Annotated in this window: 20 protein-coding genes, 1 tRNA gene and 1 riboswitch; of the genes, 3 read left to right on the forward strand and 18 right to left on the reverse strand. The window is 67.9% G+C overall.

The window, feature by feature from the left end; genetic code table 11:
- Positions 1–66 precede the first annotated feature (66 nt).
- The 4 genes from GVL61_RS21740 to GVL61_RS21755 all read right to left on the reverse strand — a co-directional run bounded on the left by GVL61_RS21740 (position 67) and on the right by GVL61_RS21755 (position 4,230).
- Positions 67–1,377 carry an MFS transporter gene (locus GVL61_RS21740; RefSeq protein WP_159982875.1) on the reverse strand — a complete coding sequence of 437 codons (1,311 nt, stop codon included), beginning with the start codon at positions 1,375–1,377 and terminating at the stop codon, positions 67–69.
- 62 nt (positions 1,378–1,439) lie between these two features.
- Entirely contained in the window at positions 1,440–1,892 is a 453-nt protein-coding gene (locus GVL61_RS21745) for a DUF2141 domain-containing protein (RefSeq protein ID WP_368667142.1), read from the reverse strand.
- Positions 1,859–2,587 (reverse strand): sterol desaturase family protein, encoded by a 729-nt coding sequence (locus GVL61_RS21750; RefSeq protein ID WP_159982877.1) that lies wholly within the window; start codon positions 2,585–2,587, stop codon positions 1,859–1,861. The genes GVL61_RS21745 and GVL61_RS21750 overlap by 34 nt, the downstream gene beginning before the upstream one ends.
- Positions 2,588–2,826: 239 nt before the next feature.
- Positions 2,827–4,230, reverse strand: coding sequence for a DEAD/DEAH box helicase (locus GVL61_RS21755; RefSeq protein ID WP_159982879.1), 1,404 nt, complete (start codon positions 4,228–4,230; stop codon positions 2,827–2,829).
- Between the two features lie 320 nt (positions 4,231–4,550).
- On the opposite strand from GVL61_RS21755, the gene GVL61_RS21760 reads away from it, so the two are divergent.
- Positions 4,551–4,715 carry a DUF1289 domain-containing protein gene (locus GVL61_RS21760; RefSeq protein ID WP_200844907.1) on the forward strand — a complete coding sequence of 55 codons (165 nt, stop codon included), beginning with the start codon at positions 4,551–4,553 and terminating at the stop codon, positions 4,713–4,715.
- A 10-nt stretch (positions 4,716–4,725) separates the two neighbouring features.
- Here GVL61_RS21760 and GVL61_RS21765 read toward each other — a convergent pair whose 3' ends face one another.
- Positions 4,726–5,223, reverse strand: coding sequence for an MmcB family DNA repair protein (locus GVL61_RS21765; protein WP_159982881.1), 498 nt, complete (start codon positions 5,221–5,223; stop codon positions 4,726–4,728).
- Between the two features lie 113 nt (positions 5,224–5,336).
- On the opposite strand from GVL61_RS21765, the gene GVL61_RS21770 reads away from it, so the two are divergent.
- Positions 5,337–5,413: transfer RNA gene (locus GVL61_RS21770), tRNA-Arg, on the forward strand.
- A 39-nt stretch (positions 5,414–5,452) separates the two neighbouring features.
- On the opposite strand, the gene cobU is transcribed toward GVL61_RS21770, so the two are convergent.
- The 9 genes from cobU to GVL61_RS21815 are packed head-to-tail and all read right to left on the reverse strand — an operon-like array spanning position 5,453 to position 13,995.
- Complete coding sequence (gene cobU, locus GVL61_RS21775; RefSeq protein ID WP_200844908.1) at positions 5,453–5,962, reverse strand: bifunctional adenosylcobinamide kinase/adenosylcobinamide-phosphate guanylyltransferase; 510 nt, start codon at positions 5,960–5,962, stop codon at positions 5,453–5,455.
- On the reverse strand, positions 5,959–7,428 hold the full coding sequence (locus tag GVL61_RS21780; protein ID WP_159982883.1) for a cobyric acid synthase: 1,470 nt from the start codon (positions 7,426–7,428) through the stop codon (positions 5,959–5,961). The genes cobU and GVL61_RS21780 overlap by 4 nt, the downstream gene beginning before the upstream one ends.
- Positions 7,416–8,366, reverse strand: coding sequence for an adenosylcobinamide-phosphate synthase CbiB (gene cbiB, locus GVL61_RS21785; RefSeq protein WP_159982885.1), 951 nt, complete (start codon positions 8,364–8,366; stop codon positions 7,416–7,418). Before cbiB ends, GVL61_RS21780 begins: the two co-directional genes overlap by 13 nt.
- Positions 8,359–9,336 carry a threonine-phosphate decarboxylase gene (locus tag GVL61_RS21790; RefSeq protein WP_159982887.1) on the reverse strand — a complete coding sequence of 326 codons (978 nt, stop codon included), beginning with the start codon at positions 9,334–9,336 and terminating at the stop codon, positions 8,359–8,361. Before GVL61_RS21790 ends, cbiB begins: the two co-directional genes overlap by 8 nt.
- Positions 9,333–10,058 (reverse strand): adenosylcobinamide-GDP ribazoletransferase, encoded by a 726-nt coding sequence (locus tag GVL61_RS21795; RefSeq protein WP_159982889.1) that lies wholly within the window; start codon positions 10,056–10,058, stop codon positions 9,333–9,335. The genes GVL61_RS21790 and GVL61_RS21795 overlap by 4 nt, the downstream gene beginning before the upstream one ends.
- A complete protein-coding gene (locus GVL61_RS21800) occupies positions 10,055–10,645 on the reverse strand; it encodes a histidine phosphatase family protein (protein ID WP_368667143.1) in 591 nt (196 codons plus the stop codon). Before GVL61_RS21800 ends, GVL61_RS21795 begins: the two co-directional genes overlap by 4 nt.
- Positions 10,635–11,651 (reverse strand): nicotinate-nucleotide--dimethylbenzimidazole phosphoribosyltransferase, encoded by a 1,017-nt coding sequence (gene cobT, locus GVL61_RS21805; RefSeq protein ID WP_159982891.1) that lies wholly within the window; start codon positions 11,649–11,651, stop codon positions 10,635–10,637. Before cobT ends, GVL61_RS21800 begins: the two co-directional genes overlap by 11 nt.
- A complete protein-coding gene (locus GVL61_RS21810) occupies positions 11,648–12,055 on the reverse strand; it encodes a DUF1636 domain-containing protein (protein WP_159982911.1) in 408 nt (135 codons plus the stop codon). The genes cobT and GVL61_RS21810 overlap by 4 nt, the downstream gene beginning before the upstream one ends.
- A 14-nt stretch (positions 12,056–12,069) precedes the next feature.
- Complete coding sequence (locus tag GVL61_RS21815) at positions 12,070–13,995, reverse strand: TonB-dependent siderophore receptor (protein ID WP_235037835.1); 1,926 nt, start codon at positions 13,993–13,995, stop codon at positions 12,070–12,072.
- A gap of 114 nt (positions 13,996–14,109) precedes the next feature.
- A riboswitch (cobalamin riboswitch) is annotated at positions 14,110–14,303 on the reverse strand.
- 70 nt (positions 14,304–14,373) lie between these two features.
- On the opposite strand from GVL61_RS21815, the gene GVL61_RS21820 reads away from it, so the two are divergent.
- Positions 14,374–15,672: a cobyrinate a,c-diamide synthase gene (locus GVL61_RS21820; RefSeq protein ID WP_159982895.1), complete on the forward strand. Its 1,299-nt coding sequence runs from the start codon at positions 14,374–14,376 to the stop codon at positions 15,670–15,672.
- On the opposite strand, the gene mdoH is transcribed toward GVL61_RS21820, so the two are convergent.
- The 4 genes from mdoH to GVL61_RS21840 all read right to left on the reverse strand — a co-directional run bounded on the left by mdoH (position 15,669) and on the right by GVL61_RS21840 (position 21,451).
- Complete coding sequence (mdoH, locus tag GVL61_RS21825) at positions 15,669–17,468, reverse strand: glucans biosynthesis glucosyltransferase MdoH (RefSeq protein ID WP_235037839.1); 1,800 nt, start codon at positions 17,466–17,468, stop codon at positions 15,669–15,671. The two genes, GVL61_RS21820 and mdoH, sit on opposite strands and share 4 nt — an antisense overlap.
- A gap of 26 nt (positions 17,469–17,494) precedes the next feature.
- On the reverse strand, positions 17,495–19,009 hold the full coding sequence (locus tag GVL61_RS21830; protein WP_235037836.1) for a glucan biosynthesis protein: 1,515 nt from the start codon (positions 19,007–19,009) through the stop codon (positions 17,495–17,497).
- Positions 19,010–19,233: 224 nt separating this feature from the next.
- A complete protein-coding gene (locus GVL61_RS21835) occupies positions 19,234–20,439 on the reverse strand; it encodes an efflux RND transporter periplasmic adaptor subunit (RefSeq protein WP_235037837.1) in 1,206 nt (401 codons plus the stop codon).
- A complete protein-coding gene (locus tag GVL61_RS21840; RefSeq protein ID WP_235037838.1) occupies positions 20,432–21,451 on the reverse strand; it encodes an RND transporter in 1,020 nt (339 codons plus the stop codon). Before GVL61_RS21840 ends, GVL61_RS21835 begins: the two co-directional genes overlap by 8 nt.
- Positions 21,452–21,937 lie beyond the last annotated feature (486 nt).

Here is a 21,937-nt window from a genome sequence, read left to right on the forward strand (position 1 = left end):
AAAGCTCGTTCTGGCGCAACATGGTGAATTAACCTTTAAGTTGCGCCGCCGGGACTGCCGCGATTTTCAGGTCTGCTTGACCACGCCTTCGCCGGGCCTGGGCAGCGGTGCGACAAGACGCAGGCCGAAGAACGAAACGATCAGGAAAACCGAGGCGGCGTGCAGCGCGAAAGACAGGCTTTTCCAATCCGCGACCGCGCCCCAGACCCACGATCCCACTGCCATGCCGCCGAAGGTCGCTGCCTGGTAGATGGAAAGGCAGCGGCCCAGAATCGCATTGGGAGAGCGCATCTGCACCGCGATATTGAGCGTCGTCAGGATCAGCACCCAGGCCATTCCCGCCACGAAAGCCGCGGGCAGGGCGTAGAGGATGTCATGTGCCTCCGCGACCAGCGAAAGCGAAAACACGAACATGCCCGCTCCCAGCGCCAGAATGCCTTCGAGGCCGAGCTTCTTGCGCAACGACCCGGTGAACGGCGCCGCCATGATCGAACCGATCCCGAACAGGCCCAGCATCAGGCCGAAGTCCAGTTCGCTGCCGTGGATGTTTCCGCTCACCACCGCGGGCAGCAGGGACTGGTATGCGGCGAGGCTGAAACCCAGCGCGAAGCCGCGGATCAGCAGGCGGCGCAAAGGCCCGTTGCTGGCGCAGAAACGAATGCCCACGGCGACGGCGGGCAGGATGGGGCGCCTGGCGCTGGGCTCGACCGGGCGCGGCTCGGGCTTCCACCACAGCAGCACGCCGATCAGGCCGATGTAACTGATCGCATTGATCGCGAAGGCGAAGGATACGTCCCAGATCGATATCAGCACCCCGCCCAGTGCCGGGCCGATCGAGCGGGCGATGTTGAACGAGATCGAATTGAGCGCGATCGCCTGCGGCAGCTCGTGGACCTCTACCTGCTGGCGGACCGAAGCCTGCCATGCGGGGGAATTGAGTGCGGTGCCGATGCCCACGCTGAGCGTGAAGGCAAGCAGCAGCGCGGGCGTCAGCATATGGGCATAGGCAAGTCCGGCGAGCGCGGCGGACACCACCAGCATGCCCACTTGCGCGGTCAGCATTACCAGCCTGCGGTCGTAATTGTCGGCAATTGCGCCCGCGAATATGCCGAACAGCATGATCGGCACGGTTGCCGATGCCTGCACCAGCGCGACAAGCTGATGCGAGGGGGTCAACTCGGTCATCAGCCAGGCAGCGCCTACGCCCTGCAGCGTTCCGCCCAGGTTGGAAAACAGGTTGGCGATCCAGATCGCGCGGAACACGGGGTAGCGGAACGGGGAAAACGTACCGGCGCGGGGCGGCGGAACAAGCCCGGCCGTTGTCGCCTCGACCGTCTTTTCGACAGCGTGCTCTATCGCATCTTCTTCCCGTGCCACGGTACGGGGGTAAGGCGCGCGAAGGCAGGGAGCAAGCCTGACTGGATAAGAATCAGACCCGCCTAGAGAAGATATCGCATTCGTATCGCCAGGCGGATAGGCTCGCCCTCCACTGTGAAGGCGGCGCGCTCGAACTTGGGTGGCCCCATGCGGACCGGGGCATCGAGCGAGAAGCCATACCCCTCGCGCGGGATCATCAGGCGGGTGTCGAGCTTGCCGTTGCCGTTCTCGTCATGAATCAGGGAAACGGCGTAGCGTCCGGCCGGAACCGGACCGAAATCGAGGTGGACCTCGGCGGATGCGGGCACCGTCAGCTTGCGGGCAAGGGGATCTTTTTCGCAGTCGGGAAAGGCGTCCTCACGCGTGGTCAGGCAGGCCAGCACCTTGCCCTTCGCGGAGCGCAGATTCGTGACGGTCACCGAAACCGTCGCCTGCGGGCCGGTCGATGCCTGCGCTGCCGGGACCAGCATCATGCCCGCGATCAGGGCGAGGACAGCCCCCGGTCGGTGCCGCACAGATGATCCCAGTGGCGAAAGTAGAGGCCGTAGTTGCATCGGTAACTTTCGTGGTGCCGGTGGTGATGGCTGGCGGTTATCAGCCAGCCTCCCAGGCGCGATTGTATCAGGGCCCTGGGAAACATCTCCCAGCCCATGTGATTGGTGATGCCCATCACCGTCATGATCGTGAGGACGGCGCCGAGCGCGCCGACATGGATGGGCACGATGAACACCAGAGCAGGGACTACGACGGCGCCGGTCAGCGCCTCCAGCGGATGGAAGCTCATCGCCGCCCAAGCGGTTGGCGGGCGGCTGGCGTGGTGTACGGCATGGGCAAGCCGGAACACGCGCGGGCGGTGCATCCAGCGGTGCGTCCAGTAGAACCAGGTGTCATGCAGCAGCAGGAAGGCCAGCACCGAACCCGGCAGCCACCAGAGCGAAAAGGCATGAACGTCGGTGTAGATTTGCGTCCAGCCATGCTGACGCCAGCCCCAGGCGACCACGCCGGAAGGGATGCCGTAGATGGCTGCGGAAAGGAGCGACCACTTGATCTCGCTGCGGATCTGGAGGTCCAGCCCGGCATAGTGGCCGGGGCGCACGCGCGCGGTGATCCACGCGAAAAGGCCCGAGGTCACGAGATAACGCAGTCCCACGATCGCCGTCATGGCAAGGGCGGAGGCTAATACCGCTGCGAGGGAAGCGTCTGGCGCCATGGGCGCGGACTAGGCTGTTAGGAGGTGGAGGGGAAGTGAAAAGGGAAGACCTGGGGCCATTGCTCCAGACCCCTTTACTGTCGACGCCGTACTTGTAGCGGCGTCATCGCGCCCACTCTCGCCGAGAGACATATAGCCTGCGGCGGCAGGGAGGGCGCGGCGCTTATTCGCGCGAAAGGCTGACGGTACTGGGGTCTGGGGCCGCTGGCCCCAGATTCTTCCCCTATACCTTATACGCCTCAGCCAGTGGTGCGGCGAACGGCACCCTTGTGTGCGCCCAGACCCTTGGGACCGCGCGGACGGAAGCTGCGCTTGCGCTCGCCGCCCTCTTCACCTTCGCGGCGCGGCTGGCGGTCGCGGTTGCCACCGCCCTTGCCGCCCTGACCGCCACGTCCGCCGGCCTGACCGCGGCCGCCGCCCTGCGGTGCAGCCGGGGCCACGCGGGCAGGAGCAGGCAGGCGTGCAGCCTGGTTCTGGAAGTCTTCCGGCAGCGGCAGCAGGTCCAGCTTTACGCGGGTCAGGCGCTCGATGTCGCGGATGTAGGGCTTCTCGTCGGCGGCAACGTAGCTGATCGCAACGCCGGTGGCGCCGGCGCGCGCGGTACGGCCGATGCGGTGAACGTACTGTTCGGCAACGTTCGGGATTTCGTAGTTGTAGACGTGGCTGACGCCGCTGACGTCGATACCGCGTGCGGCGATATCGGTAGCGACCAGAACGCGGATGGCGCCCTGGCGGAAGCCGCCGAGCGCAGCGGTGCGCTGGGCCTGGCTCTTGTTGCCGTGAATCGCGGCGGCCGGGATGCCGGCAGCGACGAGGTGGCGCACGATGCGGTCGGCGCCGTGCTTGGTGCGGCTGAACACCAGTGCGCGGTCGATGGCGCCGTGGGTGGCGTTGTCGGCGGCGTCATCGGCAAGACCGGCGCGCAGGCTCAGGGTCAGCAGCGCCTGCTTTTCGGCCTGGTTGATCATGACCGCGTACTGTTCGACGCGCTCTGCCGTGGTCGACTGCGGAGCGACTTCGACCTTGACCGGGTTGTTGATGAACTGGCGGCCCAGGTCTGCGATCGCCTGCGGCATGGTGGCCGAGAAGAACAGGCTCTGGCGGCCGGCGGGCAGCATGTTGGCAACGCGCTTGAGCGGGACGATGAAACCGAGGTCCATCATCTGGTCGGCTTCGTCGAGCACGAAGATTTCGACGTGCTTCAGCGTCAGTGCGCGCTGGTCGATCAGGTCGAGCAGGCGGCCCGGGGTGGCGACGAGGATGTCGCAGCCACGCTCAAGGGCGCGGGCCTGCTTGCCCACGGGAACGCCGCCGAAGATGCACTGGATCGAGAGATCGAGGAACTTGGCGTAGCCCTTCATGTTGTCGGCGATCTGCGCGGCCAGTTCGCGCGTGGGCGAAAGCACCAGCATCCGGCAGCCGGCGTTCTGGCGCGGCTTGGGGGTGCTTGCGAGACGGTGCAACGAGGGCAGCGAGAAGGCGGCAGTCTTGCCGGTGCCGGTCTGCGCGATGCCGAGCAGGTCGCGGCCTTCGAGGAGCGAAGGAATGGCCTTGCGCTGGATCGGCGAGGGATCGGTATAACCCTTGACTGCGAGCGCGCGGAGAATGGGCTCGGCAAGGCCAAGTTCGGAGAAATAGGACATCAAGTCACTTTCAAAACAGCACGGGGGCGCGCTGTTTTCGCGAAAGGACACAGGCTTTCGAAAAGACCTGGACTTACGGAAGAGGGCGCGCGCACGGCAAGGTGTCGTTACGTGCGACCCTGCGTGAGGAAGGAAGCTTATTGGTGGCAATCGTTCGTCCGGGCCGGTCGTTGCGCCTTGCGCTAGGACCTCACGCTGCTCACGGATTGCGGCGGGAATCTCCCGCGCGCCGATTGCTGAGGCGCTACATAGTGTGCGTTGCAGCGAAGCGCAAGAAAATTACGCTTGGCAAGCCCGGAGCCGCCTGCTCAGACGCGCAGGTGTCTGATATAAGGTCCCCGTGCACCGGCGTCTGCCGCATCGACCCGCGCACCAAATGGTGCCTGGGCTGCCGCCGCACGCTGGCGGAAATCGCCGACTGGCCGCGTCTTTCGCCCAAGGGCAAGCGCGCGGTGCTGGCAGGGCTTGCCGCCAGAAAGGGCTGACGGCTACGAGTCAGTCCTCGGACCCCCACTTCAGCGTATGCGGATCGGCAACGTTCACCAGCCGGCGCAGCGAGGCGCGGGCAAGGCGCTCCGTCTCCACCTTGCGGCGGGCGGCGGCGAGCTGGTGGAGCGGGGCAGGGCGCAGGATTTCCGCATCGTAACCGTCGGCAACGATCACCCCGCAGCGGTCGGGCAGGAAAACCCCGGTTTCCAGCGGGGCACGGTCCAGCGCGGGGGAGAGCCCCCAGTAGAAACGGTCGCAATAATCGAGATAGTCGGTCCACTTGCCATCGCCCAGCAGATCGGCGCGCGATACCTTGATCTCGACGATGATAACGTGCCCCTTCGCATCAATCCCCATGAGATCGGCGCGCCGCCCGCAGCGCAGCGGCATTTCGGGCAGGCACCAGATATCGTTGCGGGCAAACAGGCGGGAAATCCCGCGCGCGACGTCAACCGCGATGGGAGAGGCCGCATGGGGCAGCGAGAGAGAATCGGCTTCGGCCATGCTGCATCATAGGAACATACAGGGAACTTTCAAGCGCTCTGCACGACCGCCGGGCGACATTGCGAATTTGTCGCTGGAAACGCCCGTTACCCTCTGCTAACCGCCCTTCCACTGCACCCGTAGCTCAGCTGGATAGAGTGACGCCCTCCGAAGGCGTAGGCCACTGGTTCGAATCCAGTCGGGTGCACCACTTTCCCCAAAAATCGGCGCGATTGGCCAAGGTCCGGCGCTACTTGAGTCTCAGCGGCAGGCCCGCCGCGATGAACTGAACTTCATGCGCCAAGGCCGCGACCGTCTGGTTCAGGCGCCCCGCTTCGTCACGGAACCGGCGGGCAAGCGCGTTTTCGGGCACGATGCTCAGCCCCACCTCGTTCGATACCAGAACTAGCGGGCATAGGCAGCGGCCCATCGCCTCGCCCAGCGCGGCGACGGGTTCGTCCAGCGGCATGTCCGCCAATATCAGGTTGCTGAGCCACAACGTCAGGCAGTCTACCAGCACGGCGTCGGCAGTTTCGGCAGCGCGGTGGATGGCGCCGGCAAGGTCCAGTGGTTCCTCCAGCGTCGTCCAGCGGCCGCCCCGGTCGTCCTGGTGGCGGGCGATGCGGTGTTCCATCTCGGCGTCAAAGGCCTGCGCGGTGGCGATGTAGGCGAGGGTGCCGGGATGCGCCTCGACGCGGCCTTGCGCATAGCGGCTTTTGCCCGAGCGCGCGCCGCCCAGCACGAACAGGGCGCCGCTCATGTCCGCACGCCTGCCAGCGCGAGCAGGTCGTCGATATCGAGGTGCTCCTCCATCGCCTCCGCCAGCGCATCCAGCGCGGCATCGACGCGGGCGTCGTTATCGAAACCGTCCGACTGCGCGCCGATTCGCCAGAGCAGGGCGGCACGCAGGTCCGGGCGGGCGAGAAGGCCGTGGCAGTAGGTGCCCAGAACCAGCCCGTCGCGGCTGATCGCGCCGTCGCTGCGGGACGGCGATTGGGCGCCATCAAGGCTGGCGAAGGCGCGCAGCGCGTCAGGCCCATCGGTCACGCCCATGTGCATTTCATAGCCCTTGAAGCGTGCGCCCAGCGCGGTGCCTTCGACTTCTGCCAGCGCCTTGCGGTTGCCCAGTACGGTGGCGACATCCAGCAGGCCAAGGCCGGCGACTTCGCCGGGCGGTCCCTCGATGCCCTGAGGGTCGGCGACGGAGCGGCCCAGCATCTGGTAGCCGCCGCAGATACCCAGCACCGCGCCGCCGCGCCGATGGTGGGCCAGAAGGTCGATGTCCCAGCCCTGCGCGCGCAGGAAGGCAAGGTCGGCGATGGTCGCCTTGGAGCCGGGCAGGACGATCAGCGCGGCGCTTTGCGGGATCGGGCTGCCGGGCGGGATCATCGCCACCTCCACGCCGCTTTCCTGCCGCAGCGGGTCCAGATCGTCGAAATTGGCGATGCGCGGCAGGATCGGACAGGCGACGAGCAGTTTTCCCGCCTTTGCGCCAAGGCCGCGTTCCAGCACCACCGCATCCTCGCTGGGCAACTGCGCGACGGCGGGCACCCAGGGCAGCACCCCGAAGCCGCGCCAGCCCGAAAGGCGCTCTATCGCGGTGTAGCCATCTGCGAAAAGGGCCGGATCGCCCCGGAACTTGTTGATGAGGAAGCCGCGAATCATCGCTGCGTCCTCGGGATCGATCACGGCGCGGGTGCCGACCACGGCGGCGATCACGCCGCCCCGGTCGATATCGCCGGCCAGCACCACCGGCACGTTCGCCTCGCGCGCGAAGCCCATGTTGGCGATGTCTCCGGCGCGCAGGTTGATCTCGGCGGGAGAGCCTGCGCCTTCGACGATTACGAGGTCACAGCGCGCCTCCAACCGGCGGTAGCTGGCCAGCACTTCGGGCAGCAGCGGGCGGCGCGCTTCGCGGAAGTTGGCGGCGCCCAGCGTGCCGCGCACCTGCCCAAGCACGATAAGCTGCGAGGTGCGGTCTGCTTGCGGTTTGAGCAGCACCGGGTTCATGTCGACATGCAGCGGGGCGCGGGCGGCCAGCGCCTGCAGCGCCTGCGCGCGGCCGATTTCGCCGCCATTGGGGGTGACGGCGGCGTTGTTCGACATGTTCTGCGGCTTGAAGGGCAGCACCGAAAGGCCCCGGTTGGCAGCGGCGCGGCACAGCCCCGCGACCAGCACCGATTTGCCGACGTCCGAGCCGGTCCCCTGCAGCATCAGGCCTGCCAAAATGCTGCTCCTGCCGTCACGATCAAGGCGAATGCTCCCAGTATGACGCAGGCGCGCCGGTAGATGGTAAGGGCGCAGGCCAGGTCGTGCGGGGCGGCTTCGCGCCCGTCCTTCCCGATCCACGGCTTGTCGGCAAGCACCCCGTCGTAGGCGATCGGCCCGGCCAGCCGGACGCCCAGCGCACCGGCCATCGCCGCTTCCGGCCAGCCGGCATTGGGCGAGGCGTGGCGGGCGTGATCACGGGCCATCGTCCGCCAGCCGCCTCCGGCCAGGCACAGCAGGATGCCGGAAAGCCGCGCGGGGATCAGCATCGCCGCGTCGTCGATCCGCGCGGCGGCCCAGCCATAGGCGCGGTACGGTTCCTCGCGGTGGCCGATCATGCTGTCGGCGGTGTTGATCGCTTTGAGCGCCCAGGCACCGGGCAGGCCCAGCACGAGGAGCCAGAACAGCGGCGCTACGACACCGTCGCAGAAACTTTCGGCAAGGCTCTCGATCGCGGCGCGGGTGACGCCGGGTTCGTCGAGCTGCGTGGTATCGCGGCCCACGATCATGCCCACGGCGCGGCGGGCGGCTGGCAGGTCTCCCGCTTTGAGCGCGGTCAGGATGGGCCGAACGTGATCGTCGAGACTGCGCGCGGCCAAGGCAGGCCAGGCGAGCAGGGCCAGGATCGGCCACGCCCATGCACCGGCCAGCGCGCGCACGGCGCTTTCGGCAAGGGCGGCGGCGCCGAGCGTCAGCGCGATTAAAGCCAGCGTGGCGGCAAGTCCGGCGATGCGGCGGAGCAGGTCCGTCCAGTGCGGGCGGTTGAGCGCGCCGTCGCAGGCCGCGATGATCTTTGCGAACAGGCCTACCGGGTGGCCGGTCAGGGCATGGAGCCGGTTCGGCCAGCCCAGCGCCGCCTCGATCGCCAGCGCGGCGGCGGCGATGGGTTCAGCCATCGGCCAGCGCCCGGTCCAGCCGGACAAGCGCGCGGACATCGGCGGGAACGCCAAGGCGCAGCGTATCGGGGCGCGTCGCAAACGGGCGGGTGAGGATTTGCGCCTGCGCAAGACGGGTGAACAGGGCCTGCGCGTTGCACCCGGTCAGGTAGCGGAACAGCGGGCAGGCGCCTTGCGGGCTGAAGCCGTGGCTTTGCAGCACGCCGTCGAGCGCGGCGGCGCGGCGGGGGAGATCGGCGCGGGTGCGGGCGGTCCATTCATGGTCGGCGTAAGCGGCGCGGCCGATGGTCAGCGCGGCGGCGTGGAGGGGCCAGCTGCCCAGCACGCTGCGCAGCCGTGCGGCGAGCGAGGGCGGGGCGATCACGAAGCCCAGGCGCAGCGCGGCAAGGCCGAAGAACTTGCCGAACGAGCGCAGGACGATCAGCCGCGCGCCCGGCTGGACGTCCGTCGCGACGCTGATTTCGGGCTGGCAGTCGGCAAAGGCCTCGTCGACGATCAGCCAGCCTCCGGTCCGGGCGATCGCTTCGTGCCAGCTTCGGATCGCGGCGGGCGCGCGCAGCAGGCCGTCGGGATTGTTGGGGTTGGCGAGTACCACGACTTCGGCGCGCTGCGGCGCTTGCGCGAAGGCGATGGGGCGCGAAGGGGTGAACGCCTCTGCATGGGTGCGGTAGGCGGGGGTGAGGGCGCGTCCGGGCAGGTCCAGCAGCAGGGCCAGCAGGCGCAGCGCCGTTTCGCTGCCCGGCACGGCGCAGACCCGCGCCGGATCGGCCCCGAAATGGCGCGCAGCCTCGTGTTCGAGGGCGGTGAGGGCTTCTGGGTCCGGCAGGGCGGTCCAGTCGCAGGCGGGGGCCTTGCCTGTGGGCCAGGGGGAGGGATTGAGACCGGTGGAGAGGTCCAGCCAGTCGGCGCCGCCGAACGTGCGCGCGGCTTCGCTCAGGCGGCCGCCGTGGTGGAGGAATGGCTGTGTCATGGGGTCAACGTCACGGGGATCAGCACGAGTGCGGCGAGCATTGCGGTTTCCAGCAGTTCGATCCCGGCGCCGTGCCCGTCGCCCGAAATACCGCCAAGACGCGCGCGCAGCCACCAGCCCCATAGCGGGACGGCGGCGAACAGGATCAGCAGCGCCGGGCCGAGCAGAACGGCGGCGGCGATTGCGGCAAGGCTCCAGAACAGCAGGTGAAGCCGTCCCACGCCGCTGCGAAAGGCAGTGCCGAGGCCTTCATGAAGGGGCGGCAGGTACAGGGTCCAGGCGATGGGGGCGATGCGCGCGAGCACCGGGACGGCGATCAGAGCGGCGACTTGCGTTGCGGGCAGGGCGTGCAGCAGGACCAGCTTGGCCATCAGTTGCACTACGATCACCACCACGGCGAAGCTGCCGACGTGCGGATCGGCCATCACGGCGGAAAGCCGTTCCCGCCCGCCGTGGGCAGCGCCGGCGCCGTCCGCCACGTCGCCCAGCCCGTCGAGGTGCAGGGCGCCGGTGATCGCGGTCCAGCCGGTGAGGCCTGCCAATGCGCCCAGCCAGGGGTCACGGCCCTGCAGCAGCCACCAGGGACCGGCCACGGCGGCGCCCACCGCCAGCCCGGCGACCGGGAACCAGCGCATCGCCCGCGCAAAGTCCTGTTTGTCCGCCTGCACTTGCGGCAGGGGCAGCCGGGTCAGGAACTGGAGCGCGAGGATCAGGCCCTTCATGTCGTCAGGCCCACGATCTGCGCGGTGGGTACAGCCTCGCCCGGCCATACGCGCAAGGTAAGGACGCAGGAATAGGGCAGGTCGAACGACCAGACGTGGCGATGTTCCATGTGGAACAATGCCGCCAGCGCCGCGCGCATCGCGCCGCCGTGGGTGAGGACGAGGGTGGAGGCATCGATCCCGGTCAGCGCCGCGCCGACGCGGGTGCTGAGCTGGGACCAGCGCTCGCCTTCGGGCGGGGCGTTGGCTTCCGGGTCGTCCCAGAACAGGGCGTGGGAGGTGGCCTCGACCTCTGCGGGGGCGAGGCCGGTCCATGCACCGAAGTCGAGTTCGCGCCAGCGGGGGTCCACGCTATGCGGTAGGGCGCGCGCTGCGGCGATGCGGGCGGCGGGGATGAGGGCGCGGGAAAGGTCGGAGGAGATCACCCGGTCGAACGCCAGCCCCTCTGCCGCCGCCACGCATCTGGCGGTTCCACTGGGCAGCGGCGCATCGTCGCGCTGGCCGAGCAGCAGGTTCGGCTGGACCGGAATGCCGTGGCGCATGAGGTGGACGAGGATTTCGGTCACCGGGCCGTTCTCAGTTTCCACCAGCCACGGCGGCTTCCTCGAACGTCGCCATCTCGTCATGTGCGGCCAGGGCGGCGCGCACGATCGGCACGGCCAGCGCGGCGCCGGTGGCCTCGCCCAGCCGCAGGCCGAGGTTCAGCAGCGGTTCGAGGTTCAGCGCGGCCAGCAGGCGGGTGTGGCCCGCTTCGGCGGAGCAGTGCGCGGCAAGGCAGTGCTGCGTTAAGGAGGGGTTGTCGCGCGCCAGTGGGGCGATCGCGGCAGAGGCGATGAAGCCGTCGAGCAGCACCGGAACCCCCCGTAGCCGCGCGGCGAGGATGGCGCCCGCCATGGCCGCGATCTCGCGCCCGCCGAGGCGTCGCAGGGTTTCGAAGGCGGTGGTGCAGGCCGGTCCGTGCAGGGCCAGCGCGGCTTCCACCGCTGCCGCCTTGCGGGCAAGGCCGGCATCGTCCAGCCCGGTGCCGCGTCCGATCCAGTCCTGTGCCTCGCCGCCCAGTGCCTGCGCGCACAGCGCGGCAGCGGGGGTGGTGTTGCCGATGCCCATTTCGCCCACCAGCAGGAGCTGGGTGTCTTCGCGTAACGAGGCTGCGCCTTGATTCAGCGCATCGAGGCATTCCTCCACGCTCATGGCGGGCATTCGCGTGATGTCGCCGGTGGGGCGGTCCAGATCGAGGGCGACTACCGAGAGGTCGGCTCCGCAGGCTTTCGTCAGGGCGTTTATCGCCGCGCCGCCGGCCTTGAAGTTGGCGACCATCTGCACCGTCACTTCGGGCGGATAGGCACTGACACCCTGCGCCGCGACGCCGTGGTTGCCGGCGAAGATAACCGCCTGCACGGTGTCCACACGGGGGCGTTCGCACCCCTGCCAACCGGCCATGAACACGGCGATATCCTCAAGCCGTCCCAGCGCGCCTGCCGGTTTGGTAAGGCGGGACTGGCGATCGCGCGCGGCATCGCGGCTGACGCCGTCGGCCTCGGGCAAAGCGGCCAGCGCGGCGACGAAAGCGGCGGGATCAGCGAAGCGGATCATGTGCATACGAACCCTTCCGGCGGGGTGCGGGTGATGAAATGGCCTTTCACGCCTTGCGGCCATTCGCGGAACGGCACGCGGCCTTCCTCGCTGGCGGCATGGGCGGCCGCATATTCCAGGATGGCGCGGGCGGCGTCCTCGTCCGGGGCGAAGTCGCCCAGCACGTAGCCGACCTTGCCGGGCGCGCGGATGTGGACGGTGCAGTGGCGGGTGCAGGCGAACAGGCAGGCCATCCCCTGCACGGCCACGCCCTGCAGTTTCGGGTCTGCCGCCTGCACGTCGCGCAGCGCCTGTTCGAGCAGCGCGCCGCCGCGGCGGCCTTCGCCGTCCTCGCGTTCATCCGCGCCCAGACGGCAGGTATTGCACACGACGACCGAAGGGCCGGGGGCGACAGGTTTCAGCATGACGGGGTCGGGCATCAGAAGCGGCTCCTTGTGCCGAAAGTGACGGTGCGCCCCAGAGTGCCGTAGCCGGCGACCGTCTCGTAGTTCTTGTCAGTGAGGTTCTCGACCCGGCCCTGCACGATGAGGCCCTGCGCGATTTCCCACTGGGCGCGCAGGTCTATCAGCCAGTAATCGTCCAGCTTTGCGGTGCCGGTGGCGGCGTTGAAGCTCTCGCCCGAATAGCGTGCGGCCACGCTGGCGCGCAGCCCCTGCGGCAGGTCGATCCCGGCCTCGGCATTGGCGAGGTGGCGGGGCACGCGCTGGAGCTGGCGGCCATAAGTGCTGCTGCCGTCGGTGCGGTCCTGCGCCTCGATCCAGCTATAGTTGCCGCTGGCGAACAGGACGCCCAGCCTGCCTTGCGCGGCCAGTTCGAGGCCGCGCGCCCTGGCCGCCTTGACGTTGGCGTAGTATCCGAAGCGGGTGGTCGCGGTGCCGGGGATATAGCAGATGTCGGGCTGGGCGCCGCTGACCGGGCAATAGGCGAAGTCGATCAGGTTGTCGGTATCGCGCTGGAACCAGGTGGCGGACAGGCGCAGGGCTTCTCCGAAGTTCTGCTCGGCGCCCAGTTCCCAGCCTTTCGCCTTTTCGGGGGCTAGGTCGGCGGCGCCGTAGATGCTGAACATCTGGTAGAGCGAGGGGGCCTTGTAGCCTTGCGAATAGCTGGCGCGCAGCACGGTGGCGCCTTCGTTGGGGGTGTAGACCGCGCCCGCGCTCAGCACCGTGTTGCCGCCGAAGCGCGACTGGTCGGAATAGCGCGCGCCGCCGTTCAGGGTGAGGCCGGTGACGGGGCTGACACGCAGTTCGCCGTAGACGCTGTTGGTATCCACGCGCGTAGGCGTGAGGACATAGGCGGCGGCGCTGTTCGCGGGCGAGGCGGTGGTCATCCGCTGCTCCTCACGCTCGGCGCCGAAGACGGCCTGAACCGCGTCCGAAAACGTATAGGTGCCCTGATACTCGAAGCGGCGCACGCGGCCGTGGGCATCGAAGGTGAGCGGACGGATCGAGCGTGCGGGATCGTAGTTTTCGCGGTCGGTTTCGGACTGGAGCACGGCGATGCGGTTGACCAGCTTGCCGCCGAGCAGCGCGAAGTTCAGCCCGGCATAGCCCGACCATTCCTCGGTCAGGCCGTAGGCGAGGGTATCGCCAGAGGTGCCGTCGAAGTCGTTGTTCGATTTCGACCAGTAGCCGCGCAGGTCTAGGCTTACGCCCGGCGCCAGGCGCACCGTCACCGTGCCGCTGGCACCGCTGCGGGTATAGCCGTCGTCCTCGGTGCTGCTGGAGCGGGCCGAGATGCCGTCGGTGGTGAAGCGCGAGGCGGACAGGCGCCAGTCCACCGCCTGCGAGGTGCCGCCGATGCCGGCGCGGGCGGAGACGGTGTCGTGGGTGCCAGCCTCTACCGCGAGGCTGCCTTCCAGCGGCTGGGCCGGGCGGCGGGTGCGCACGTTGACCACGCCGCCGATGGCATCGCTGCCCCACAGGATCGATTGCGGCCCGCGCAGGATCTCGATGCGGTCGATGTCGTCGAGCAGGAGGTTGGAAAAGCCGTAGCCGCCTGCGGTGGAGGAGGGATCGGACAGGCGCATCCCGTCGATCACCATGACGCTCTGCCCGGCATCAGCGCCGCGGATGCGCAGGGATGTGGTGGTGCCGTAGCCGCCGTTGCGCGACAGGCTGATGCCCGGCGTGCGCAGCAGCGCGTCGGTGAGGGCGACGGGCTGCTGCGCGACGATGGCGGGTTCGTCCAGCACGGTGACGGTCGCGGAAACCCGGTCTGCCGCGACCGGGGTGCGCAGCGCGGTGACGATGACGGCGCCATCGTTGCCGCTTTCGTCCGCAAGGGCGGGGGCGGCGGCCAGGGCCAGCACGAGGCCGGTTGCAGTGGCGGCGAAACTTGAATTCAAACGCTTTTCCTTCACGCAGACGACATCGACCCCCGCGGCCCGAAGGCTGCGAGGTCTGAAGCTGTCGCTCGGCGAGGAATTGCACCCTCGTTCGGCCGGCACACCCTGTCCGGTCGAAGAACGACGGCGACAGGCAGGTCTCCTGGCTCGCGGGTCGGCGCCGATCCGGCCGCCTTCTCAGGACCTTGCAGTCCCAATGGCGTAATGGCCGGATGGCTCGCCGCTTACAGTTGCAGGGGCAGCCCCGGGGGTTTCACCCGAGTTCCCTTTTGATCCCCTTGCGGGGAACCTGACGCGGGGCCGGGACTATCCCGGCCCGGTCCGGTGCGCAAGGGGGGGCGCTTGCGTGGCCGGGCCGGGCGCCATAGGTGCGAAGGCATGACACACGACAGCCCCGCACGGTGCCCGGCACTGCTGGTCGCCGCGCCCGCTTCCGGGCAGGGCAAGACGCTGGTGACGGCGGCTCTGGCCCGCCGCCACCGCGCCGCCGGGCGGCGGGTGCGGGTGTTCAAGTGCGGGCCGGATTTCCTCGATCCGATGGTCCACGAAGTCGCCAGCGGGGCGCCGGTCCACCAGCTCGACCTGTTCATGTGCGGCGAGGCGCAGTGCCGCGCGCTGCTGCATAAAGCAGCGCAGGAGGGGGACCTGATCCTGGTGGAAGGTGTGATGGGGCTGTTCGACGGCGATCCCAGCGCCGCCGATCTGGCGCAGCGCTTTGGCTTGCCGGTGCTGGCGGTGGTCGATGGATCGTCGATGGCGCAGACGTTCGGGGCGCTGGTCCACGGGCTGGCGACCTACCGTCCGGGGCTGGACCTTCATGCGGTGATCGCCAACCGGGTGGGCAGCGCGCGCCATGCGCAGTTGCTGGAGGCCAGCATGCCGCCGGGGGTAACGTGGCTGGGCGCAGTGCCGCGCGAAGGCGGGATGTCGCTGCCGGAACGCCATCTCGGGCTGGTGCAGGCGGGTGAGGTGGCGGACCTGAACGCCCGGCTCGACCGCGCCGCCGCGCTGCTGCCCGAGGCTGCGCTGCACTTGCCCCCGCCGGTCGAATTCGCCGCGCCCTCAGCCGCGCCGCAGCCCGGCGTGGGCCTTGCGGGCAAGCGCATCGCCGTAGCGCGGGACGAGGCGTTCGCCTTTATCTACCGCGCCAATCTGGAGTGGCTGGAGCGTTCCGGCGCGCGGCTTTCGTTTTTCTCGCCCTTGCGGGACGCCGCGCTGCCCGCGTGTGATGCGCTATGGCTGCCGGGGGGCTATCCCGAGCTTCATCTGGAAACGCTGGCCGCCAATCATGCGATGCTGGCGGCGATCCGGGGGCATCACGCTGCTAGCAAGCGGATCCTCGCCGAGTGCGGGGGGATGCTCTATACCTGCACGGCGCTGGTCGACGGGCAGGGGCGGCGCGGCGAACTGCTGGGCCTGCTGCCGGGCGAGGCGGCGATGCAGCCGCGCTTCACGGCGCTGGGGATGCAGGAGGTGGAACTTGAAGGCGGCACCCTGCGCGGCCACACCTTCCACTATTCGCGGCTGGAAACGGCGCTGGAGCCGGTCGCCCGGTCATCCACCCCGGACGGGCGCAGCGGCGAGGCGGTGTACCGGGTCGGCTCGCTCACCGCGAGCTACATGCACATGTACTTCCCTTCCGCGCCCGATGCGGCGCAAAGGCTGTTTGCGGGTTAGGCCTCCACCACCACCTGACCTGCGGCAAGGGAAACCTCCGACTTCGGCGCACTGGGGATTTCAGCGATGCCGGGTTCGGGAACGCGGAAGAACCTGGCAGCGTGCGCGCGGCTGCCGAGCGCCTCGCTTGACGTCACGCTGATCAGCCATGGCGAGGCGATGAGGCCCAAGATGATCGGCGAGAGCCACAGCGCGGTCACCGGATCGAGCCATGCCGTGGCGGCCAGCGCCGCGCCCAGCAGCAGATGTTCGCGAAGATCGGGCAGGATCTCGCGCACGGTGATGCGGCGGGCGTCGCGGGCCTGGGTGTTCCAGCCTGCCGAGATGCCCAGCAAAAGGCCAAGCAGCGCCTTGGTCTGGGTGACCATGGTGATCGGGGCAAGCAGCATGCCCATCACGATCTCCAGCGGCACGGTGCGCAGGACCGCGCTTGCACCGCCGAAGCTGCGACGGCGCTCCTTGTCGGCCAGCATCCAGATCGTGCCCATCAGCTTGGGGCCGAACAGCAGCACGACCGTCAGCGCCAGCACACTGGGCGGTGCAAGGGTGACGAAACCGCCGGTGTCGCGGGTGGCGACCTGGCCGATCATCGCCAGGATCAGCAGCAGCCAGCCCGGCGAGGTGAGATAGGCCGAAGCGCCGATCAGCAGGTGAAGGCGGCTGGTCCAGTGCAGGCCGGAGGCGCCCAGCAGTTGCAGGTGCTGCAGGTTGCCCTGCATCCAGCGCCGGTCGCGGATCGCCATGTCGACGATGGTCGGCGGGAATTCCTCGTAGCTGCCGCCGATCATCACCATGTGCACCGCCCAGCCACGCCGACGCAGCAGCGCCGATTCCAGCATGTCGTGGCTCAGGATGTGGCCGCCGAACGGGGCCTTGCCGGGCAGTTCGGGCAGACCGCAGGAATCGGCGAAAGCGCGGGTGCGCACGATCGCATTGTGGCCCCAGAAGTTGGATTCCGCGCCCGACCACCACAGCAGTCCGGCGCTGGCGATAGGCCCGTAAGCCTCGCTGGCGAACTGCATCCAGCGCTGGAACAGGGTACGCGCATTGGTGATCATCGGCACCGTCTGCAGCAGGCCGATCGAAGGGCGTTCCTCCATGATCGAGGCCATGCCGACGATGGTGTCGCCGCTCATCATCGAATCCGCGTCGAGGATCAGCATGCATTCGTAGGACGCGCCGAAGCGGCGGACCCATTCCGCGATGTTGCCGGGCTTGCGGGCGGTATTCTGCTCGCGGCGGCGGTAATAGACCTTGATCGGCGCTTCGGCGGCAAGTTCGCGCCAGGCGGCTTCCTCGCGCTTGCCGTGGAAGGGGTTGGAATCGCTGAGGATGAAGAAGTCGATCCACGGCGCGCCGCCCGATGCGGCGATGGAACTGGCCATGGCGCGGGCCCGGGCGAAGACTTCCTCGACGCTTTCGTTGTAGACCGGCATCAGCACGGCGGTGCGGTGGCGCAGGCTGGACGCCGGGCTGGGCAATGCGGTGAAGCCCGGATGCTCGCCGGTGATGAGCTTGAGAAAACCGATGGTCGAAGTGACGAAGCCGAAGGCGATCCAGCAGAACAGCGGCACGAAGAACACCAGCAGCAGCATTTCGACCCAGTCGAGCCCGTCGCGCGACAGTTCCATGCGCACCGTGCTCGACGCGGCCAGCCCGATCACGGCGGTCAGCGCGATCAGCAGCATCCGCTTGACCAGCATCCCGTGGGGACTGGTCAGCACTTCGATCGCGCCGGGAGGATTGCCGTAGAGGTTCTGCACCGGCATCACCAGCGGCGCTTCGGCAGGAAGCATGGGCGGCGCGGGCAGAACGGTCACGCTCACGATACGGCTCCGGTTTCCAGCGACTTTATCACGGTTTCGCTAAGCGCGGTATCGCCGCGTTTGAGGTAAAGGCGGAAAGCGGGCTGGGTCACGGCTGTGGTCCTCACGTCGATCATGACGCGCCAAAGCGCATCGGAGCGGGCCACGGGATAAGCGACGGCAGAGACGATTGCTCCCTTGGGCAGGTCGGTTTCGGGGGTAACGCCGCTTTCGCGCGTCAGCCCGGCAAGTGAAGGGCCTGCGAAATCGAAGACGAACTTGCGCACGCCCGCCATCGGCGGGGCTCCGGGAATGCCGCCGGGCCCTTCGAAGATATCGACGCAGCGCGAGGCGCGGTCGGCGGTCGGGTCGCTTGAGGACCACGTCAGGCGATAGGTGAAGTCGCGGCGCTCACCCGCCCTGGCGGGCTTGTCGCTGCGCCAGAACATGGCGATGTTGTCCATGGTCTCGCTGCTCGTGGGCATTTCGTAAAGGCACACCGCGCCCGCACCCCAATCGCCCTTGGGTTCTACCCAGAGCGAGGGGCGGCGGTCGTAGAAGACGCCGTCGTCCTGGTAATGGTCGAAAGCCTGGTCGCGCTGGAGCAGGCCGAAGCCCTTTGGCGATTTCGCCTGCATCGAATGAAGTTTGGCGACCGAGGGGTTTTCGAGCGGACGCCATACACGCTCGCCATTGCCGGCCCAGATCGCAAGGCCATCGGAATCGTGGATTTCGGGGCGCCAGTCCGGGCGGGCGGCGCGGTTCGACTGGTCGTACCAAAACATGCTGGACGCGGCGGCAAGGCCAAGCTGCTTGACCGCCTTGCGCAGGAACAGCGCGGCGGTGACATCTTGTACGGCGCTGTCCTTACCATTGCGGCAGTCGAAGGAATAGGCGCCCGCAAGGCTGGGGCCATCGAGCAGGGCATAGACGCGCACGCTGTCCGGCCCGGTCTGTTCGATCCAGAAATGGGTGAAGGCGGGGAATTCCTCGCCGGTGGGCAATCCGGTGTCGATGGCGATGGCGCGGGCGGAAAGGCCGTACTGGTCGCGCGATCCCGAGGAGCGGAAATAGCTGGCGCCCTGCCAGGCCAGCCAGTCGCTGCGCCCGGTGGCATCCATCACCCGGAAACCGACCGGGTCGGTGTTCTCGCTGGTGACGAACAGCCCGGCAGTGTCGATGATCTCGCGCGACTGCCCGTTTTCGAGCAGGGCGATGCGCACCGGCTTGGGGGCGGTGCCGCGCACGGCCGGAAACAGGCGAACATTGCCTGCAACGGTCTTGGCGTCACCGTAGGTCAGCTTTCCCGCAGCGTCGTAATCGGCGGCGGCGCGGGGCGAATCCGGGGTTTCGACGTAAGGCTTGCGGGCAAGGGCGCGGGCCTGAGCGATAAGGCTGTCCCACGAAAACGCCGCAGGCGGCCCCATGCGTCCGCCGGCCGCGGCGCCGCCCACTGCGGCATGCACACCGGCGGGCAGAGCACCTGCAGCGGCGCCCGTTGCTGCAAGCGCCGCGAAAAGCCTGACAGCCATGCGGCGCGACATCTGCGCGTCGTTTATCAGAATGGATACCCTTTGTTGCCGCTTGGGCATGATCCGATCATGCTGGACCGGATCATGCCCAAGCTATCTTTTGTTTTCCGCATTTTCCGAGTCATCAGGTGATCCCACCTGTCTCGAAAATGCTCAAACTGCCGTGATGCCGATACGCACGAGCAGCCCGATTGTTGCACGGGCGCTATGGCACCAGCGACCTTTCAGCGGCCTGACCGCTCCGCACCGCTCGTCGCGTCCCGCCAACCGATGATCGCGCGGTCGCCCGGTTCGAGGTCGTTTGCGAAGACTTCTGTGCGCTTGCCGTCGCTGCCGCCGACCGTGACGTAGACTCGCCTCGGGTCGCCGCGCTCCAACACGTAAATGCGCGCGCGCCTGCGTTTCTGGCCCACGACCGGCTCGAAGGCGAGCGCGGCGTCGGGCACGAGCAGGACATTGTGGCGCTCAGGCAATTGGATCTCCACGGTGGCGGCCATGCCGGGGCGAACCTTGGGGTCGGGCCGCTCGATGGTGAAGACCGCGCGCGGCGGGGTGGTCTGCGGCGGGGGACTGACGCGCAGGAGAGTGAGAGTTGCCGACTGCGGCGTATCGGGCATCGCATCGAGGCGAACCTGAGCCAGCGTGCCGGCCTTGATCGGATTGGCCTGCTGGTTGGACAGCGGCACTTCGGTGGTCAGCGGAGCAATGCCTGCGGCGATGGTGAACAGCGGCTGGTGTTCGGTCACCGTCTGGCCCGGCTGGACATGGCGCATGACCAGTACCCCCGAAATCGGCGCGCGTACTTCGGCGCCGGCCTTACGTTCCTGATCTTCCTTGAGTTGAAGCTTGGCAGCATGGGCTTCTGCACGGGCTGCGGCGACGCCGAGATCGGCCCGGTGCGCGTCGGCCCTGGCACGCTCGATCTCGTTCAGTGCAGGCGCCCGCCCGCCCGAACGCTTCCACACGCTTTCGAAGCGGGCGAGGCGTGATCCGGTATCCTGAGCGGAGACTTGTGCGGCATCGAGCATGGCCTGGGCCGCTACCACGCGCGAATGGTCGATCTCGACGGCGCTCGCCACCTCTCCGGCGTCGAGCTTTGCCAGCACTTCACCCTTTTGGACTTCGCCGTCGCTCTTACCCGAAATCCAGGTAACGCGCCCCGGAAGAAGGGCGGTGACCGTCACTTCGCCCGAGCCGCGCACCTGTCCGCGCTCGGATACCAGTGGAATCAGGTTCCCCCGCTCCACCGGCGCAGAATAATAAGGGGAATCCTCGCCCGTGACGAAGCGGACGAAGAACGTCAGCGTGCCGAGGGCCGCCAGGGCCAGCACCAGCAGGCTGAGCCAATGGCGCATGACGTGGCGAGGCGCGGCGCCCAGCAGGGTGTCGAGCGGGGAATGGGTTTCCTGTTCGGTCTCGGCGTCAGTCACAGGCGGCAGTCACCGTTATCGTTTCGGCCGTGGGCGCCGGGAAGGGGGCGACTACGGGCGCGAGTCCATCGCGTGCCCATGCCTCGTCCTGCCCGGACCACAAGTCCAGCGTTGCCGTCACCCGGCCAGCCCGCGCATCGACAAGCGCAAGTTCGACTGCAGTGGAAGCGGCTTCCGCCACATAAAGCGTAGAGAACGGTCCGACTCCCTGGCGATAGGCTCCGCGTGCATCCCTGACGGTGCGGCGCGCTTCCTGAAGCGCCTGTGCAAGGCGGGCCTCGCGTAGCACGTCGTCGGCCAGCGAAGCACGGCGCGGGTCTTCGGGCGGAGCGATGGCGAGCGGGTCGACCGGCGGATCGGGGATGGCGCCGGGCGAACCCAGCTTTTCGGCCAGAGCGTCAGGCTTGTCGCCGGCGAGGCGGGCGAGTTCGGCCATGGCGCTGTCGAGACGGCCTTGCGCGAAGCCCAGCTCTCCCTGCGCGGTCTCATCCTGCGAGCGGGCGAGGGCGCCGTCGATAGCCGGTGCCAGCCCGGCCTCGCGGCGGAACTGCGCGACTTCTGCGTTATCTTTGTACTGGGAGCGCAGGGCGCTGCGCAGGGCAATGTCCTGTTGCAGGCGCCGGACCTCTACATAAGCAGATGCAATCTGCCGGGCGAGTCGCACGCGCCGGATGACGACCCGTTCGACCCTGTCATCCCGAAGCTGGGGATCGGGGCGGACGTTCTTGTCGCCCAGCAACCGGCCCAGCCTGGCACCAAGGCGCTTGGCATCTTCGGCGGTCTGAAGATCGTATTGGCTCAGGGCCGAGATGCGGCAGATCACGTCCTGGCTGGAATCGAGCCCCTGCTGCACCAATGCCGCGAGAACCGGGTCCCCGGCTTCCTTCCACCATGCGGGCGCGGGAGGCGCAGGTGCTTCATCTGGCGCCGAAGCCGCTGCCGGCGAAGGCGTACTGGCAACGTCGCCGCCTGCGGCGGTGCATCCCGCACTTGCGAGAGTAAGGGCAAGCATAGCTGCCCTGCCCGAGCGGACGCCTGTTTTGAACCTGTTAGACACGTACAACGCGATAGCACCTGACTCTGGTGAAGCAATCATGCTGCGACAGCGAACGCACGCAATGCGTGACTGGCTGCAAGGAATCTTGCCCGAACATACATGAATCTGACAGCGGGGCTGGATCTTGGGCCGTCATTTGTTCGAGAAACGGCGCAAATCTGGGGTTGTGGGAGTTTCATGAAGCTTTTTTGAAATAGAGTGTTGACCGAATCGAGGGTGGCTCTTAGAGGGCTGTTCACCGCAGCGGACCATCTGGTTGTTGCCGCGGTCGCCGACATTGGACGGGCATCTGGCTCTCTCCCTAATCGCAAGACGCGGGGGATGAGTGGTTGTCCGGGTTTTTTGTCTGGTTGTGCTTTTTGACATTGTAGGTTTTTGATGAAGGGACATGTGGGCGACGGCGCCTGCTCCCGGGGCTTCAGGGCTCGGGGTGGCAGTATC

Origin of the sequence: Novosphingobium sp. 18050 (assembly GCF_902706195.1) — a bacterium.
Taxonomy (GTDB): Bacteria; Pseudomonadota; Alphaproteobacteria; order Sphingomonadales; family Sphingomonadaceae; genus Novosphingobium.